Consider the following 16,654-nt stretch of genomic DNA (forward strand, 5'->3'; position numbering starts at 1 on the left):
AAGGCGGATTAAAATGAAGCTTCCAATTATTGGTAAAGAAACAGAAGAACACTCTAAGGCAAGACTTGCCAACTCCTACGCAAATAACCTCATTCCACCAGAAAAGAAAAATTACTTAACTGATCTAAAGAAATCAACTGGACCATTTCTAGCGATAACTGATCATAACGATGAAACTAAATATCTAATGGACGCGGCTTCGCAAATTGCGACACTAGGCCTTGGCTTCTCCCCCTCTGTTTTCTTTGGAGCTGCCCACTACCTATCTAGCTGGACAAATGATTCAAATTCAAAAGAGTTCCACTCCATAAGAAAGGCCTTAACTGAAACTCTTAAGAGAAAAACGAATTGGCCAAAACTAGATTTAACAATTTGTAACTCAGGTGCTGAGGCTAACGAAATTGCCCTTGGATACTGTTATAAAAAAAGGGTGAATAAGAACGCCAATAAAGTTCTCGCCTTTGAGGGAAGTTTTCATGGCAGAATGATGATCACACTCTCTAGTACGTGGAACAAAGTAAAGCGTGAACCCTTTGAATGGCCAGGTCATGAAACAATCTACTGCACATTTCCTGAGTTAGAAACTGACCTAATTCACCAAAGTGCACCTAAGGACTGGAGAAGCTTTTGGGCCAGCAGCTGTGCGCTCGAACTTGAAATCCCTAAAGATTGGAATAAAGATTCACAGATTGAAAAAGAAATTAACTCTCTCTTAGAAGTTAGAGAAAAAATAAAGACAAAAGAAATCTTCGCTATTCTCATTGAGCCAATGCAATGTGAGGGTGGTGACCGCTACAGTAGTGGGCGTTTTAACGAAGCCCTCATTCTCATGGCAAGATCCTTTGGTATTCCTGTTATCTTTGATGAAGTTCAAACAGGCTTTCACCTTGGAAAAGAATTCTTTTGGCATAAAGAATTTAACTTAAGAGATGACCAAGACAAAGAACTCTATCCCGACTATGTAGTTTGCGCCAAGAAAGCTCAAGTTGGATTAGTTCTCTCACATAACGAAGAAACTAAAAAAGAAGAGCTACAAGTATCTTCTGTCATTAGAGGCTATCTTCATGCTGTAGCACTAGATCAGTCACAAGATCTCATACACAACCTTGAAAAGTCAGCTCGAGTTCTCTTAGATGATTTATGTAAAAAGTTTGAAGGAAAGATCACTAGACCTAGAGTCAATGGAATGGCCTTTGCTTTTGAGCTTCCTAGTGCAGAGATAACGACAGAGTTTATCAATAGAAGATTTGATCACGGCCTTCTCTACTATCCAGCAGGGGCCAAGACACTTCGCTTTAGACTTAATACAAGTTTCACAAAGGGAGATATTGAGTTTCTCTTTGAAAGACTTGATCAAATGGCCGGTGAGATCTTAAATAACGAAGGTCCAAAGCCTATTAAAGAAATTGAAACTAGAGATAGAAATCTCGCGTCGATTTATGAATGGCAGGAACTTCTCCTACTCACAAAATTGAAAGTCTTAACTGGAGAGAAACTTGACAATGAAATGTTTCAAGAAAAAATCTACTCACTCTTTGAAAAGTCTACTGGTCATAAAATCATTAGAATAGACAAAGAGAACTTTTCAAAATGGAAGGATAAGATCCATCAAATGCAGTTGGATATCTATGAGCCTACGAGACAAACTGAAATTGAAAAGTTTGAATACTGTGCTACTAGCGAAAAAGGTCAGGCAGTAGGTATCATTCAAGGTGATAAGTTACTGGCCATGAGCTTTAGCTCTCCCCTTTCTCTCAATCCGTTTGAAAGAGGCGTGAGAAATGATCCTGACTTTAACAACCCAAATGCTCTCTACATGGTCGACTCCACAGTAGGTAAAGAGCTACAAGGAAAGGGTGTTGGAAGATTTGTAAAGTATGCCCTGAGCGCTTTTGCACTAAACGATGGAATAGAGCTTATTAACGGAAGAAATAGAGATCGAATGGCAGCAAGTATGCTAAGTATTAACTTATCTCTTGGAGCGCATGAGATCATGTATATGCGAGAGGACTACCCTGACTTTGAGAAGTATCGAAATGTTCTCTATTACACAAGTGCAACGAAGTTTAAAACTGATCAACTTAGTTTGAGTGATGCTATTAACTCTCCTCTTTCAAATTTAGACTTAACAGCAGAGAACTTAAGTGAACAATTACCATACTTAGTTAACAAGGTCTGTCTCTCAAATTTTGTCTCTCCGAGATTCTTAGATCACCTAGACTCTATTAAAAAATATCTTCCAGAGAGTTTACAGCACCTCTATACGACTTCAGGCCAATCTGAGTGTGTTGATAAGCTAGCAAAGAGTATCTGGTACAATCAAGAAGAGAAAACAAATCACATGATTACCTTTAAGGGACACTACTTTGGTAGCGGCTCTTTTCTTTCCAGATCACTTAGTAATAGTGAAGATAAATTCTTTGATGTCACTCATCTCGACCATCCTAATGCTTCAAACGAACAAAATGTTCTGCAAGATTTAGAGAGAGTGTTAAAAGAAAAGAAGACTATGGCCATTTGGCTTGAGCCTATTGGGTCTCAAACAATGGAGAGAATAGAGCGTGAAACATTAACCAAGATAATTGGATTAGCTTCCAAGTATGGAACAAAAGTTATCTTTAATGAAACTGCTGCAAGTTTTTACCGCTATGATAAAGAGAACTTCCTTTGTTCCAATATAGAGGGGATTACTCCTGATGCGGCCATGTGTTTTCTAGGTGGACAGTCGGGACTTTGCTACATGAAAGAAGAGAACTTTCTGGCCAAACCTCTTATGCTCATTAGTACGTGGGATGGTGATGAATTTGCACTTTCAAACTTCCACCAAGCACTAGAAATTGTTCACTCTGATTTTGAGAAATTTACCGAAATTCGTCTAGAGTTTACAAATAAATTATTAGAGGCCCTTTCAAATTTTGAGATCACAGAAATGGAACTTGAAAATGGATGCGGTCACTTTAAAGGAAATATTTCACTCTCTCTTGCAAGATACTTCAAGAAAGTTGGAGATCGCTATTTAGTGATTCCAAGCTTTAGTGCCATGAGAGAATTCCTAGGCAAGGAGTAATGAATGCAAGACTGTAACTTCCCTATCATTCGCTACGAAGAAGGAAAGAGTAATTTTGAGTGGGGAATTCAACACGCAGAAGAACATAGAACTGCAATCAGAGAGCTTGTTGAGATTCGTAGAGAATTGATGTTAAAGAGAAATCCATCTCTAGCAGGAGAATTACTCCCTCTTGCTAGCGCTCAGTTTGAAAGTACTTTAAAGTATTGCCCCAATAGCGCGAACGAAATAGAAGGTATTGCTAAAGGCAGTGGCCTCTCTCTAACCGATATCGTAATACTCAATAACTATACTGACTTTAGAGATATTTCTCTCGTAGATCAAGGGTGCTCAACAGTACAAATTCAAAATAGCCATTCTATACTCAGTGGACAAACGTGGGATATGCACGCAAGTGCAAAGAATTATCTCTGTCTCATTGATGTCCCAGCAACAGAGGAAAATAGTGCATCTCTTATACTCTCAGTAGTTGGTTGTGTCGGGCTTATGGGAATAAATACCCAGAGCTGTCTTATCGGAGTGAATAATATAAATACAAATAAGGCCGCAGTAGGACTTATATGGCCGGCACTTGTTCGCCAGAGCTTAGAGTCTGTGAATATATCACAGATGAGAGATACACTCTTAAATGCACCTGTAACCTCGGGCCACAACTACCTTATCTCAACACCAAAGGGTGCCGAGCACTGGGAAATTACGCCTACTCACAAAGACTTAATCCATGCCCACGGTGATGGGGAAGAAGGTTACTCTTTTCATACCAATCACTGCCTAGGTGAGAATGTATCAAAATTAGAAAGTAAGGAATTTGTTAGTGCTACAACCCACGCTCGCTACGAAATACTAGAGCAAAGTGTGAAAAATACCCACTCCATGCAAGAGTTAAAGCAATTGCTACAGAGTCATGAGGGTATGCCTAAGTCCATTTGTTCTCATTACGACAACGGAAATAGTAAGGACCCTTCACAGACTTGTGGTGGTGGTATTGCAAATTTAATAAGCGGTGAGATCAACTTCTGGAGAGGTTGCCCCGAATATGATCCAAGCTATAAAGAATATAGCTATAAACTAGATAGTGAAAATAAATCATTCTCACTTCTAAAGAATTGAGGCCATATGAGCGATCATCCATTTTACTTCACTTGGACGGCCCAATTGAAGGCCCTAAGAATTGAGATTGAAAAATCTAGAGACTGCTATTATTTAACTACAGAGGGTAGAAAACTCTATGATCTCTCTTCAACGAGTTATCAAGCGGCCTTTGGGCATAGCTTTAGTCCCATAAAAAAGGCCATTCAATCACAACTCAACTCACTACCTATCTCATCTCCTAAGGGCGTATTTGAATTAAAGCAAAGGGCCACCCAGAAATTAATTGAATACCTCAATATTCCTGGGAAAATTTTCTACACTGTCTCGGGAGCTGAGAGTATAGAAAATGCCCTAAAGATGGCGAGACAAATCTCAGGTAAGGAAATTATTCTTGCGAGAAAGAATTCATACCACGGTGCAAGTCTCGGGGCCTTGAGTGTTACAGGAGATTGGCGAACAAAAGATCATAAATCACTATCAAAGTGGACAAAGAGAATTCCTGACCCACAAGTTGATCCAAACGCAGAGAAGCTTGCACAATTAATAGAAAAAATTGGAGCGCAAAAAATCGCCGCCATTTGTCTGGAAACGTTCATTGGAGGCAATGGAGTTATCTCGGCCCCGCTATCGTGGTGGAGAGGACTCGCTAAGCTTAAAAAGAAATATGGCTTCTTTATAATTTTAGATGAAGTGGTGTGCGGCTTTGGAAGAACTGGAAAACCATTTGGGTTTCATCACTTACCTATTAAGCCGGATTTTATCTGTATGGCAAAAATCATAACAGGTGGATATATTCCCTTCGGTGCCGTTTGGACATCTAAGGAAATTGCTAGTTACTATAAGTCTAATACACTCTCCTGTGGTTTAACTAATTACGCGCACCCTCTCGGGCTTAGTGCAATGGAAAGTGTTATTGACTCTTTAAAAACAACTCAACTTAAAGAACAGATTAAAGAGCTTTCTCATGGTCTAGAGACTTATAAAGAAAAGTTTGAATTGATAGGAGTCGTTAATGAGGTCAGAGTCATTGGTACCCTCATGGCAATAGATCTTAAAAAGAATATTCCTTTTCAAAGATTTATTGATGAAGATATCCTGGTTGCCCTTGTTGGACAGAGAATAATCATTGCTCCTCCATTTACAATGAGGCCAAGCATTTTAAAGAAATTATTAAAAAGAATCGAAGGACTCCTAAAGGAAGATAGTCATGAGTAAAGTATATCTAAACGCCGATGATGCTTGTAAGGATATTCACAGTGGTGCACGCATTATGAGTGGCGGTTTTGGTCTCTGTGGTATTGCAGAGAATTGTATTGATGCGCTCACTAAATTAGATATCAAAGATTTAACTCTAATATCTAATAATATTGGAAATTCAGGCAGAGGACTTGTAAAGATCTTAATCCAAAATAAGATCACAAAAGCATATTGCTCATATGTTGGTGGAAACCCCGATCTAGAAAAACAAATGCTCGCAGGAACTGTAGAAGTTGAACTTGTCCCTCAAGGTACCTTTAGTGAAAGGATTAGGGCGGCAGGGCTAGGCATTCGAGCCTTTTATACTCCAACTGGTTATGGAACTTTAGTAGCAGAAGGTAAAGAAACCAAAGAATTTGATAGACCATGTATTTTAGAGACTGCGCTACATGCTGACTTTGCCATTATAAAAGCTCAAAAAGGTGATAAGTACGGAAACCTGTGGTTTAAAGAGACTGCAAGGAACTTCTCCCCTCTTATGGCCATGGCAGCAAAGACAACAATAGTTGAAGTAGAAGAGTTAGTTGAATTAGGAGATATTCCCGCAGAAGATATCCACTTACCAGGTATTTTTGTACAGAGAATCTTTCAAGGAAGAGATTATAAGAATGATATCGAATTTTTAAAAACTGAGGACGAACAATGAGCTGGACAAAAGAAGAAATGGCCAAAGAAGTTATAGGACTTTTTAAACAAGGCTCATCTGTAAATTTAGGAATAGGTCTTCCTACTCTTATTGCGGAACAAATACCTGAAAGCTTAGATATTATGATCCATTCAGAAAATGGAGTCCTAGGAGTAAAGGGGAGGCCTAAGAAGAATGAAGTCTCACCTACACTTATTAATGCTGGAAAAGAAACTATTTCTATAAATAAATCTGCAAGCTTCTTTGATAGTTCAATGAGTTTTGGAATGATTCGCGGTGGCCACATAGACTATTGTGTACTTGGTGGAATGGAAGTCGATGCAAGAAAATCTCTTGCAAATTGGATGATTCCGGGAAAGAAAGTCACTGGTATGGGCGGAGCGATGGATTTAGTCAATGGATCAAAGTGTGTCATTATTATGATGACTCATTTTAATAAAGACGGCGAGACTAAGTTAGTAGAAGAGTGTTCACTGCCACTAACAGGATTAGAAGTAGTAGATATCGTAGTTACTGACCACGGAATATTTAAACCAAATGGTAAGAAGTTTGAAATTATTAAATTGGCCGATGGTGTTTTAAAAGAAGATTTGAAAGCAGAGATTTATTCATAAGAAATAAAAAAGGGGGCCCCTGCAAAGTGCCCCCTTCTTTCGGCTTCCTGCCTCTTACGTAATTGACTTCCTGTCATTTACAAATAAAGTATAACCTGTTTTTGAAAAAAAATAAGAAAAAACTTTTCTAGGCAATTCTTTCCAAAGAGTTTCAATAAAGAGCTAACTATATTGACAAAAATAGATTTGAGACTATTCTATAAATAAGAAATAAAGTTTAAATAAGTAGTGTCACTATGGGCCCAATACAAAAGTTATATCATTCAATTAGAGAGTTTCTCTTTCCGGGTCACTACAAAATACAATCATTTACATTCTATGTCCCTTCTCCTCCGACTAGAAAGGTCGGTTACCGTGAGAAAGAATTTGATAAGATCTTCTACTCTTTTATTAATCGTGGATTTCAAATAATAGACATAAAGACTCAGTCTAATGCAAACTCTACCCAATCCGGTATGTGGATAATTATTATTGCAAAGTCTCTTAGAAAGTCCTCAGCAGCACTTAACTTCGAAGATGCAGAGTTATCTGAACACTCACTTGAGCCGATTCCAGAAATGGACCAAGAAGTTATTGATGGACTTTACCATATCAATGATTAAGAAAGTTACTCTCCTATCTATTCTGCTTTCTCTTCTCACAAGTTGTGGAGTTTTTATCAAGCTTGATCAACCTGACGAAGAGATTGTTTTTAAGAAAGATCTCACCAAGTTAATTTGTCCTATAAAGAAAGACGAACTTATATTAACTACTGCCTCAAGTGCTAACCAAGGACTATTTAAAGATAGGTTAGAGATCGCTGCTAAGAAGCATAACTTAAAGGCAATCGACATATTTGTCATGTGGGCCATTATTCAAATCTATATAAGGCCCAATAAAGTCTCTCCAGGTTCTTCACTGCAATTTGTAGATACTGATAAGACGAGTCCTTTTTATATAAATTATAATTTAAAAATAAATAAAGACCCTAACCTTCTATTTAACTCTCTAAAGGATCTCTTAAAGAGATACCGCTCCAAGAGATCATTACAATATTTATCTCGTATCGTAGATGACATACTTCCCTACCAAACTTCTGTCGATCATGAACTCTCTTTATTTCTCTCTGAAAATAGAGCACCTCTTTCAAAGAATAGCTCACTTGAGAAATTTTATTTTAAAGGTGATCAAGTACTTCGAACAGGTGAGGGCCTAAGAACTTTTAAAATTTGGCCTTTAGTTAGCCAAGCAGCCTATAAGAAAAACTCTGCAAATACACATCTCTTCTCGTATCAAATTGATAAAGACAAAGTGGCCAATTGTAATTTTGATATGAGAATCTATCAGAATGCGGTCTACCTCATTAATCAAACAGAAGGCGTGAACTCACATCCGTTTTCAATCTCATATAAAGGGAGTACTTTCCTAGGAATAAGTGCTCAAGTTCCAGATATCCAAAAAAACTACCACAACTCCTATTCATTTACTCCAAGTGAACTAGGAGAACAGAATGCCGTTTGCTTTATAAAGACGAAAAACTCAAATTTCTCTCTCATCTCAACAAAGGGAAGAGATAGCGGACAGCATCTCTTTAATATGATTGAATACAACTTGGCCCATGCCTCATCTGTAGATGAAGTTCTGACAATATTAGAATTTCCAAGATATCTTTTCCTATTAAATCCTGAGAGGATGATTTACGAGTCAGATAGATCTAGTGAAGCGCAGACCCAAACATTTTTAAACACCAGCTTTCCTATCTATCATAAATCAAATCTAGGAAATGTTTGGATTCACTATCAAAAACATAATCAGAAGACCTTACTTATAGATGATAGAATTCCAAGCTATAGATCATGCTTACTGTAGTTATCTATGGAGAGGCCTCCAAGAAGGTCATTAAAGAAATATCACTTCATGAAGACGATCTTTCCAAAACAATTCTAGAACTCTTGCAAGATCACAAAATTCCAATCGCCAGCTCCTGTATGGGCGAAGGCGTCTGTAAGAAATGTGTAATCAACGATAATATTCTCAGTTGTTTTAAGCTTGTAAAAGATATTACAAAGTGGGAATCGCCAATTATAAGAATAAGCTACCTCTAAAGCCCTAAAACATGTCCTAAAAAATTATAATTTAACCTTGGCATAGTGTGTGACAAGTTATTACAATATTTAAATACAAGGATGTATTCATTTATTACTTATTAAGAATTCTATTTCTGAGCTTTATTCTCGTGGATTTTGCGGGAGCAATGACTATGACAAGTTTCAATATTCGAAACTTAGAAGTGAATTCTCCTTACTCAACTGACCCAATCGTATTAAAGAAAATTCTCTCAAAGAATATTTCTGACCTCAATGGCTTTCAAGAAATTGTGGATACTGGCTTTTTCAAAAACTTCATTCACTCTAATTTTAAAGACCATGACGTTATCACATCTAAATGCGGTGGTTATGGTAATCAAAAGCTAAGTTTTGTTTATAACAAGAAAAAGTTTCAACATATAAGAACTGAAGAAGATCTCGCTATTACGGGTAAGAATAGTTGTAACTCTGGTGTTCGACCTCTTTTAAAGATTAACCTTAAAGACTTTACAAGTAAGAAAATTTTTTGGGTCTACCTAGTACATCTAAAAGCAGGCTCCAACTCAAAGGATATTCAATTTAGAGACACTCAATTAAAGTATCTTAAGTCTCAACTCTCCCCAAAGAACGCCTACGTCATTATGGGCGACTTCAATACAACACAATACTTCCACAGTGAAGGAAACTACTTTCATAAATTTATAAGAGACGCTAAACTTATTGCGTCCTCTAGTGAAATTGATTGCAGTAGCTACTGGTGGGGAGGTATTAACGATGGCCTCTATTACCCTAGTCTCTTAGATCATATTTTAGTGACTAAAGAGTTAGTAGGTAATTTTAATAGAATAGATTTTACAAATACCGAGCACTGCGCGCAGAATACCTGTCAAATAGCCTCACTTCAGGAATTGGGACAGAGTTATAATAGTGTTAGTGACCATTGCCCCATCAGGGCAGAACTTAGATAGGAATAAATATGAAGTACCTCTCATTTGATATTGAAGCAACTGGACTAGCAGAAGATGATTTAATTATTGAGTTTGGAATGGTTCCATTTTGCGCCGAAACGGGAGAGATTGCTCACGAACTTCAAAGGAATTGGTATATAAAGTGCCCCAGTTTTGAAGAGCTTAAACCAAAGCTGGATCAGTGGGTAATCGATCATAATGAAGAATTAATATCTAAGGCCCATGCACAGGGAGAAGAGCTCTCAAAATTTAAAGAGATACTAACTGAGTATCTTGAGAGTGAAGAAGTTATCAATTACTTTGGAAAGAGTGATAAGGATAAAATTATTCTCTTTGGTAAATCGATGAATGCAATTGATCTACCTTTTTTAAATAGAGACTTGGGGTGGGATTTTATGAGAAAGCATTTTCACCATCAAGTACTAGACCTATCAAGCGTTGTTATTGGACTTTGTGATATGAAGCTACTTCCTAATGAATGTCAAAGCGGCTCAGGTCTAATGAAGTATTTCAAAATGGGTGATGTGGCCCACACTGCACTTGAAGATGCAGTGAATACGGCCAAGCTCTATCTTATGATCATGGATTCAATTAAAAGGTAAGCCTACTTACTCTTGTAACTTACAAAGTTCTTTGGATTCAATGCCTTTGAGTTACGTCTAATCTCAAAGTGAAGGTGAGGCCCAGTTGATCTCCCTGTACTACCTACAAGAGCAATAACCTGTCCTTTATGAACTTTCTGTCCCTTAGCTGTGTAATTCTTAGATGCATGAGCATAGACAGAGAAAATTCCATTCTTATGAGCAACGACAGTAATATTTCCATATCCACCCATTTCTTTACCTGAATAGACAACAACTCCTGAATCAATACTCACAATATGTGCACCATTTCTAGCTGGAATATCGATTCCATCATGATGTCTTCCCCAGCGTCTGCCAAAACCAGAACTAATTCTAGAGCTTGAAGGAACTGGCCAAATATAGCGCCCACTTGCCATATACTGAACAGTACTTGCAGGCATACGCATATTCTTTGCACCGATAAGACCACGCTCAAGTGGAACGAAGAACCAGTCGCCCACTTTGAGCGACTTCTTATTATTGGCCTCTTCTAAGACCCACTTATCAACTTTAAATTCTTTGGCGAGCTTAGTGTATGAATCTCCCTTTCTTATCTGAACATATTGTCCACTCCCAAGGTGAGAGCAAGAAAAGCAAAACATTACTAGTGCCAATAATATGACTTTTAAATTCAAAACATTCTCCTAAAAAGCTAGGAGAGGGTTCTCTATTTTAAAGAATCTAAGAACTCACTCCACTTTTTAGGCTCTTCGGAACTTTGTGAGAGTAAATTTAGGCATGTGAAGGAAATTTTTTCCTCATCTATAACCGAGCAATCTGATCCAGCGTCATTATTATGACCATTATACTTACCACCAATCCAAAAATATTCTCTATTTCTAAAATCAGTTCTCATATCAATATTCTCAGAGTACCTTCTAAAGCCTAGGTGAGCTAGCTCAACGCCCTTAACCTCACTCTCTAGTACTTCTGGTACATTTATATTCAAAAGTGTCATAGGCTCGATTAATTTGTGTACATTGGCCTGAACTAACTTCTTAATAAAGTTTGCGGCGGTATAAAAATATTTATCATCTGGTTTCTTGGTAGATGCGAAATCCATTGCGGAGCTTACCGCAATACTTGGTATATTGTGAAATGTGGCCTCTCTAGCAGCAGCAACAGTACCTGAGTAATAGATATCTTGACCAAGGTTAGCTCCCCTATTAATTCCAGAGATAAATAGGTCTACGCTTTCTTTATTAGCAATGTGACCAAAGCCCATAAGTGCGCAATCTGCAGGATAACCACTACATCCATAGATATTTTCTTTAATTTTTACAACTCTAAGTGGGTGATCAAGAGTTAGAGTATGTCCTGTAGTCGATCTCTCTTCTAAAGGGGCCACCATAGTTACGTTGGCAATCTCACTAAGAACTTCGAAAAGAATATTTATACCTGGTGCATAAACTCCATCATCATTACTTATAACTATATTTAAACTCATAGAATCTCCTTACTTTAGAGCAATATTGCTAAATATATACAAAAAGTAAAGTAGACCTAGAGATCAATATTTCTAAGATATTCTATATGGCCAGAAACCTTGGAGAGGTCAACATTTCGGTAACAGATCTCTACCTTATCACTTATATTCAGTGATATATCTGTGAAGTCAAAGTGCTCTGAAATGGATGCAAAGAGATTGCTATCCCAATCTAGCTGGAGGATGAGCTTAAAATTTTCATCTTTTAAACAATTGATATAGAGCGAGTGAAAATTATTGCAGAAGTTAAGTAAAACTCCATCTTCATGAAGCTTTAATAAATCACTAAATTTAAAGATTATGCCTCTTAAATATTTTGCATTAGGAATTTTATCAATAAAAGGTGATTCGAAATTATAGTGCCAAAGAAAAGGTGTTTCAAACTTGTCGTAGAATTGATCTGAGTTCATATCTGAGAACTCTAAGTAAGTATTAGCACTACCACGAGAAAGCTTTAAATCATCAAGTATCTTTGAGATGACAAAGTCTGCTTCATTTTCAAAATGAAGATAGATTTTCTCTTGGATTTGTAGCTCTTGTTGGAGTTGCATAAAGATATGCTGCTGTAAAAAATTAAAACTCTTTGCCCTAAAATCAAAACTTAATTGATCTACGCCAACTTCTTTTAATCTTTGAATTGTTCTCTTGTCGTATATGCCTGCGACAATAACTGAGCTTTTCATCAAGTATTATTATACAAGAATTTGAGAAAATAATTCTTGCTGGCAAGATGTTCCAATAGACTCGCAGTGAAATTGGTAAGTCACTATATTCTTTGAAATACTGGCCAAGATTTCTCCTTCACTCCCAAGAATTTCTAAGTCAAAGTTATAATCTATATCTCTTGGTCTAACTGCCCAAGAATTATAGAGCTGAACTTCTAGTTCTCTAGATCTTAGTTCTTTAACTAGAGCACTTGAGTCAGGAAAGAATATACTCTGAGATTGCCCGTGAATTGGTGTCTCCAATCTAGAAATACTTCTGCCAAGTTCGTGTTGTATTAATTGATGGCCAAGGCAAATACCTATTAATTTAATTTTTTCACTTAGAGAGTCTAAAATCAATTTAGAGACCACAAAAGAAAAATCAACATAATCTTCTATATGCCCTGGTCCTGGACCAAGAACAATATGCGAGAAGTACTCCCCCATATCAATTTGAAACTCCCTAAAATGAAGGATTTCAACCTCTATATTCATAGATTTTAAGGTAGAGAAAATATTAAATGTGAAACTATCCTCGAAATCTAAAATCAATACTCTCAAGACTACTCTCCTCCAGATAGAGAATAGAACTTATTTTCGTTGAAATTAATATAGAAGTTAAACGCGATAGAGTGTTCAATCTCAGTAGTCTTATAAGAAACATCTGCCTTCCAACAATTATTAAGAGGTGAATAAAGAAGTTGGTAATAAGATTCAGTAAAACCTTTATCATCTAAATCATACCTTTGAATTGTTTTTAAATTAAAGAGGTCATTTAGCTTTAAACTAGCAGTTAAATCAGCTGTCTTATTAATTGGAGTTGTAAATGAATCATACCTAAAGGTAAGGCCGTAATTAAATCGACTAAGCTTATGAGCAATAGAGAAATTTAAGATATGCTCATTATTTTGATGATAGAAGTATTCAGAGAGAGAGAATGAAAAATTGCTAAGAGAGAAGCCCGTCCCAACATAGAGTCTTGTAAGCTTATCTACTGTATTATCTGTATTAGCATTTAGATCAATCCCCTGAGAGACATCAAAATAAGCAACTTTACTATAGCTAAAGTTATCTCTTAAATACTTACCATCTCTAAATACATTGACCTCTTTAGGATACTTTTTAATAAGAGAGTTGGACCACTGAAGCTCTAGTGTATTTGAAACAGGTAGAGATGTTCTTGATGATACGTGAGAGAGCTCAAACTCTTTTTCTCTAACTGAGTCGATAGAGTCAAATTGCCCATCACCACTTTTAATTTGGTTAGCAAACTTCTGACTTCCCTTTTGTTTTTGATCAGCTAGGTAATAGTGCTTAAGTTTATAGACTTGGGAGTATCTATAACTATTTCTCGAGATCTTATATTGATCTTCAGTAAAAGATTCATTTATCTTTGGAACACTCCCTACATGTCCCTCAAATTTGATATCTTCTTCCTTTGTTTCAATATCTAAGCCTTTAGACTTCTCTAGATCTATTCTCTCAAGAGGAATACTCTCGTCATAGGAGAGACCAAAAATCTTACTAATTTCAAAAGAAGCTTCATTCTCATAAACAAAACCACTCTTTGAAAATTTCTTATCCCCTTGCTCATGTGAGAACCAATAATCCTGTCTATCCATTGAAACCGATGATTTAAAGTTCACTGGTCCAAGATAACCTAAGTCCCACAATAATTTTGGCCTAAGGTTTAGTCTTGTGGCATTTCTAATATACTGTCCTTCATTAAAGTGATTTTGCTTGAAGACCACACCTTCAGACTTCCACTGAAAACTCAAACTCTTACCGCCAAAGAAATCCCCCTGCCACAGGTAGAAAGGTATAGAGTTAAAGTGAACCCTCGGTAGTGTTTGAACATAATCGTGATCAAACCCCTTCGGATTCTCAAATAAGAGATTTCTCTTAAACTCTACTTCGGCACCAATATCGAAGAGAGAATTATAAATATTTAGATAAGATTCTAGCCCTAAATCAGAGCTTCGAAGACGTTTATCATAGTAGCTCTCTAAATCTCTTACTTGATCAAGATCGCTCATACCACTAAAGTAAGTATGAAAATTTACGGTATTGTCTAAGAAAGAATGAAATTCAAAGTCCCCACCAAGTCTTTGATTGTGGGTTCCACTCACTTCATAGTCATCTTTTCCAGGGGTCCAAATTCTATCATTTACTCCTATTGTATTGAGCTCTAACCATGTCTCTCCACGAATGGCCTGCCTAAATTGTAGCTCACCACTTAGACCTCTTCGCCCCCTTACCATAGGAGTAAAAGTAAGATCATTGTGATCACTTATGGCCCAGAAATAGGGAAGGCCGAAGTGAACACTTTCTTTAGAATCAATTTTGATCTTAGGAAAGAGTAAACCACTTTCACGGTCTTTTTTAATCGGCAATACAATGTAGGGAACATACATTACAACGACACCATTTACTTTGATATAGGCGTGTTTAATTCTAATATATTCATTCTTTGTGATTTGAACTTCTTTTCCCAATATACTCCATGACTCAGGACAGTCACGACAAGTAGTATACTCGGCCTCTCGACCAATGAAGACATTTTCAGAAATCTTAGCGAGATACTTTCCAACGACAGTATAATTAGAGTTTATAATTTTACCGTTATACACACCTAGATAGGATGAGTTGAAATTGTATTCCATCTTAGAGCCAAAGACAGTCATATCACTACTAATATAGCGAACATTTCCTAGAACTTCGGCGTCTCCAGTTTTAAAGGAAATAGATGCTTTTTCACCGTAGATAGAGTTTCTCTCATGGTTAATGATAACATTACCAACTGCCTCAAACTCATTATTCTTAGAACGTCTATAGGCCTTATCAGATAGAACTTGAACTTTATTGCCGAAAGAGAAATTTACTCGTTTATCATCAGCAAGAGCTTTAATACTAAAAAAGATTAAAGCGAGTATTAAGATATTTTTGAACTTCACCAATGAAGTAGTATGAACCAGTGACAATCCATTGCCCTTTTTTAGAATTAATAACTTCATCCAAATAGCTCTTCCAGTCTCCACAAATCTCGTAGTCATCACTCATTGGAATCGACTGCAGATCAAGGGCCTTAAGATGATCAAAACTCGTAAAATTGATAGACTCCCATAAGCAAGGAGAAGACTTAAATATCTCAATACTTGTTTCTACATCTTCAATCTTTCTCTTTGAAAATGCACAAAGAAGATGGGACTTTTCGCTTTGTTTTTTACTTAGAAAGAAATCTCTCATCTTTCTAATTCCATCAATATTATGAGCACCTATAAAGATAAACTTAATATCCTTAATTGTCACTTCTTCTTGTCTACCTTTTGTCACAGTGCAACTAAACTCCGACGCTTTTGAAATAAGCTCTTCACGACTAAGAACTCCCTCTTGCAGATAAGTTGTAAAGTAGAGAGCAAGTAGCTTATTGCGAAGAAAGTAGTCATCATCCTCTAAGAGTACTCCACTCTCAAAGAGATCAATAAAGTGATGGCCTTTTAAAATCTCACCTTGACGCTTTCTTAGAAAGCTTTGCGAAAGAGCAGAAAAATGAGGAGCAGGGGCGCGACATACACCGAGTTTCTCTTGTAAAATTCCCGTTAAAGAGCTTCCAAGAAATTCTTCGTGATCTTTAGAGATAGAAGTTAGTAGGGTGTAATCGGCATCTAAGAAGTTAACTGCATCAAGTCTTCCACCTAGTCCAACCTCTAAGATAATATAGTCTAACTCTCTCTTTGTTGCGATAGAGCAAAAACAGTAAAAGAGAAACTCGTAGTAACTTAATTTAAAATCTTTACTATAAACACGCTCAAAGACTTCTTTTAGGTTATCGTGATCAATATTTTGATCATTAAATTTAAACCTTTCAGTCACACTTAAGACGTGGGGGGAAGTCCATAACCCAGTCTTAAATCCTTGACTCACTAAAATATCATTAATGTAGTGAGACGTTTGTCCCTTACCATTGGTTCCAGCTATTGTGATAATTTTAGTTTTTGAATGAGAGATCTCTTCTCTAAAAGAATTGAAGTACTGTTGAACTTCAGAATGATTTGGATTGAAGAACTCTGCCCCAAAGTAGCTTTGGAGCAGTTTATCTAAATAATCATCTTTAAATTTATGGTAGGCCAT

16 protein-coding genes are annotated in these 16,654 nt (G+C 36.8%); 10 read left to right on the forward strand and 6 right to left on the reverse strand.

Going from position 1 to position 16,654, the window contains the following annotated elements; translation table 11 throughout:
* Window positions 1-13: 13 nt before the first annotated feature.
* From BMS_RS08835 to BMS_RS08880, 10 genes are all read left to right on the forward strand, one after another.
* A complete protein-coding gene (locus BMS_RS08835; RefSeq protein WP_014244469.1) occupies window positions 14-3,067 on the forward strand; it encodes an aminotransferase class III-fold pyridoxal phosphate-dependent enzyme in 3,054 nt (1,017 codons plus the stop codon).
* A gap of 3 nt (window positions 3,068-3,070) precedes the next feature.
* Window positions 3,071-4,177 (forward strand): C45 family autoproteolytic acyltransferase/hydolase, encoded by a 1,107-nt coding sequence (locus BMS_RS08840; RefSeq protein ID WP_014244470.1) that lies wholly within the window; start codon window positions 3,071-3,073, stop codon window positions 4,175-4,177.
* A 6-nt stretch (window positions 4,178-4,183) separates the two neighbouring features.
* On the forward strand, window positions 4,184-5,374 hold the full coding sequence (locus BMS_RS08845; RefSeq protein ID WP_014244471.1) for an aminotransferase class III-fold pyridoxal phosphate-dependent enzyme: 1,191 nt from the start codon (window positions 4,184-4,186) through the stop codon (window positions 5,372-5,374).
* Window positions 5,367-6,062 carry a CoA transferase subunit A gene (locus BMS_RS08850; RefSeq protein WP_014244472.1) on the forward strand — a complete coding sequence of 232 codons (696 nt, stop codon included), beginning with the start codon at window positions 5,367-5,369 and terminating at the stop codon, window positions 6,060-6,062. Before BMS_RS08845 ends, BMS_RS08850 begins: the two co-directional genes overlap by 8 nt.
* Window positions 6,059-6,676 carry a 3-oxoacid CoA-transferase subunit B gene (locus BMS_RS08855; protein ID WP_014244473.1) on the forward strand — a complete coding sequence of 206 codons (618 nt, stop codon included), beginning with the start codon at window positions 6,059-6,061 and terminating at the stop codon, window positions 6,674-6,676. The genes BMS_RS08850 and BMS_RS08855 overlap by 4 nt, the downstream gene beginning before the upstream one ends.
* Before the next feature lie 236 nt (window positions 6,677-6,912).
* Complete coding sequence (locus tag BMS_RS08860; protein WP_014244474.1) at window positions 6,913-7,278, forward strand: hypothetical protein; 366 nt, start codon at window positions 6,913-6,915, stop codon at window positions 7,276-7,278.
* Window positions 7,271-8,524 (forward strand): hypothetical protein, encoded by a 1,254-nt coding sequence (locus BMS_RS08865; RefSeq protein WP_044557450.1) that lies wholly within the window; start codon window positions 7,271-7,273, stop codon window positions 8,522-8,524. The genes BMS_RS08860 and BMS_RS08865 overlap by 8 nt, the downstream gene beginning before the upstream one ends.
* Window positions 8,512-8,760, forward strand: coding sequence for a 2Fe-2S iron-sulfur cluster-binding protein (locus tag BMS_RS08870; RefSeq protein WP_014244476.1), 249 nt, complete (start codon window positions 8,512-8,514; stop codon window positions 8,758-8,760). Before BMS_RS08865 ends, BMS_RS08870 begins: the two co-directional genes overlap by 13 nt.
* 155 nt (window positions 8,761-8,915) lie before the next feature.
* Window positions 8,916-9,710: an exonuclease/endonuclease/phosphatase family protein gene (locus BMS_RS08875; RefSeq protein WP_044557451.1), complete on the forward strand. Its 795-nt coding sequence runs from the start codon at window positions 8,916-8,918 to the stop codon at window positions 9,708-9,710.
* Window positions 9,711-9,718: 8 nt separating this feature from the next.
* On the forward strand, window positions 9,719-10,312 hold the full coding sequence (locus BMS_RS08880) for an exonuclease domain-containing protein (RefSeq protein ID WP_014244478.1): 594 nt from the start codon (window positions 9,719-9,721) through the stop codon (window positions 10,310-10,312).
* 2 nt (window positions 10,313-10,314) lie between these two features.
* Here BMS_RS08880 and BMS_RS08885 read toward each other — a convergent pair whose 3' ends face one another.
* From BMS_RS08885 to BMS_RS16925, 6 genes are read right to left on the reverse strand one after another with little or no spacing between them, the layout of a single operon-like run.
* The gene (locus tag BMS_RS08885; protein WP_014244479.1) at window positions 10,315-10,968 is read right to left on the reverse strand and encodes a LysM peptidoglycan-binding domain-containing M23 family metallopeptidase; all 654 of its coding nucleotides are present in this window, start codon (window positions 10,966-10,968) and stop codon (window positions 10,315-10,317) included.
* Between the two features lie 32 nt (window positions 10,969-11,000).
* Complete coding sequence (gene surE / locus BMS_RS08890) at window positions 11,001-11,780, reverse strand: 5'/3'-nucleotidase SurE (RefSeq protein WP_014244480.1); 780 nt, start codon at window positions 11,778-11,780, stop codon at window positions 11,001-11,003.
* Between the two features lie 56 nt (window positions 11,781-11,836).
* On the reverse strand, window positions 11,837-12,502 hold the full coding sequence (locus BMS_RS08895) for a hypothetical protein (protein WP_044557452.1): 666 nt from the start codon (window positions 12,500-12,502) through the stop codon (window positions 11,837-11,839).
* A 9-nt stretch (window positions 12,503-12,511) separates the two neighbouring features.
* The gene (locus tag BMS_RS08900; RefSeq protein WP_014244482.1) at window positions 12,512-13,084 is read right to left on the reverse strand and encodes an aminodeoxychorismate/anthranilate synthase component II; all 573 of its coding nucleotides are present in this window, start codon (window positions 13,082-13,084) and stop codon (window positions 12,512-12,514) included.
* 2 nt (window positions 13,085-13,086) lie between these two features.
* Complete coding sequence (locus BMS_RS08905; protein WP_162137848.1) at window positions 13,087-15,537, reverse strand: LPS-assembly protein LptD; 2,451 nt, start codon at window positions 15,535-15,537, stop codon at window positions 13,087-13,089.
* Window positions 15,434-16,654 (reverse strand): folylpolyglutamate synthase/dihydrofolate synthase family protein, encoded by a 1,221-nt coding sequence (locus tag BMS_RS16925; protein WP_014244484.1) that lies wholly within the window; start codon window positions 16,652-16,654, stop codon window positions 15,434-15,436. Before BMS_RS16925 ends, BMS_RS08905 begins: the two co-directional genes overlap by 104 nt.

Origin of the sequence: Halobacteriovorax marinus SJ (assembly GCF_000210915.2) — a bacterium.
In the GTDB taxonomy this organism is placed as follows: domain Bacteria; phylum Bdellovibrionota; class Bacteriovoracia; order Bacteriovoracales; family Bacteriovoracaceae; genus Halobacteriovorax; species Halobacteriovorax marinus.

What these genes read in the sequence shown, in the direction of transcription:
- BMS_RS08845 (WP_014244471.1), top strand. Translation starts at nt 4,184, where the DNA reads ATGAGCGATCATCCATTTTACTTCACTTGGACGGCCCAATTGAAGGCC.
- BMS_RS08880 (WP_014244478.1), top strand. Translation starts at nt 9,719, where the DNA reads ATGAAGTACCTCTCATTTGATATTGAAGCAACTGGACTAGCAGAAGAT.
- BMS_RS08850 (WP_014244472.1), top strand. Translation starts at nt 5,367, where the DNA reads ATGAGTAAAGTATATCTAAACGCCGATGATGCTTGTAAGGATATTCAC.
- BMS_RS16925 (WP_014244484.1), bottom strand. Translation starts at nt 16,654, where the DNA reads ATGGCCTACCATAAATTTAAAGATGATTATTTAGATAAACTGCTCCAA.
- BMS_RS08875 (WP_044557451.1), top strand. Translation starts at nt 8,916, where the DNA reads ATGACAAGTTTCAATATTCGAAACTTAGAAGTGAATTCTCCTTACTCA.
- BMS_RS08860 (WP_014244474.1), top strand. Translation starts at nt 6,913, where the DNA reads ATGGGCCCAATACAAAAGTTATATCATTCAATTAGAGAGTTTCTCTTT.
- BMS_RS08840 (WP_014244470.1), top strand. Translation starts at nt 3,071, where the DNA reads ATGCAAGACTGTAACTTCCCTATCATTCGCTACGAAGAAGGAAAGAGT.
- surE (WP_014244480.1), bottom strand. Translation starts at nt 11,780, where the DNA reads ATGAGTTTAAATATAGTTATAAGTAATGATGATGGAGTTTATGCACCA.
- BMS_RS08865 (WP_044557450.1), top strand. Translation starts at nt 7,271, where the DNA reads ATGATTAAGAAAGTTACTCTCCTATCTATTCTGCTTTCTCTTCTCACA.
- BMS_RS08835 (WP_014244469.1), top strand. Translation starts at nt 14, where the DNA reads ATGAAGCTTCCAATTATTGGTAAAGAAACAGAAGAACACTCTAAGGCA.
- BMS_RS08905 (WP_162137848.1), bottom strand. Translation starts at nt 15,537, where the DNA reads ATGAAGTTATTAATTCTAAAAAAGGGCAATGGATTGTCACTGGTTCAT.
- BMS_RS08870 (WP_014244476.1), top strand. Translation starts at nt 8,512, where the DNA reads ATGCTTACTGTAGTTATCTATGGAGAGGCCTCCAAGAAGGTCATTAAA.
- BMS_RS08895 (WP_044557452.1), bottom strand. Translation starts at nt 12,502, where the DNA reads ATGAAAAGCTCAGTTATTGTCGCAGGCATATACGACAAGAGAACAATT.
- BMS_RS08855 (WP_014244473.1), top strand. Translation starts at nt 6,059, where the DNA reads ATGAGCTGGACAAAAGAAGAAATGGCCAAAGAAGTTATAGGACTTTTT.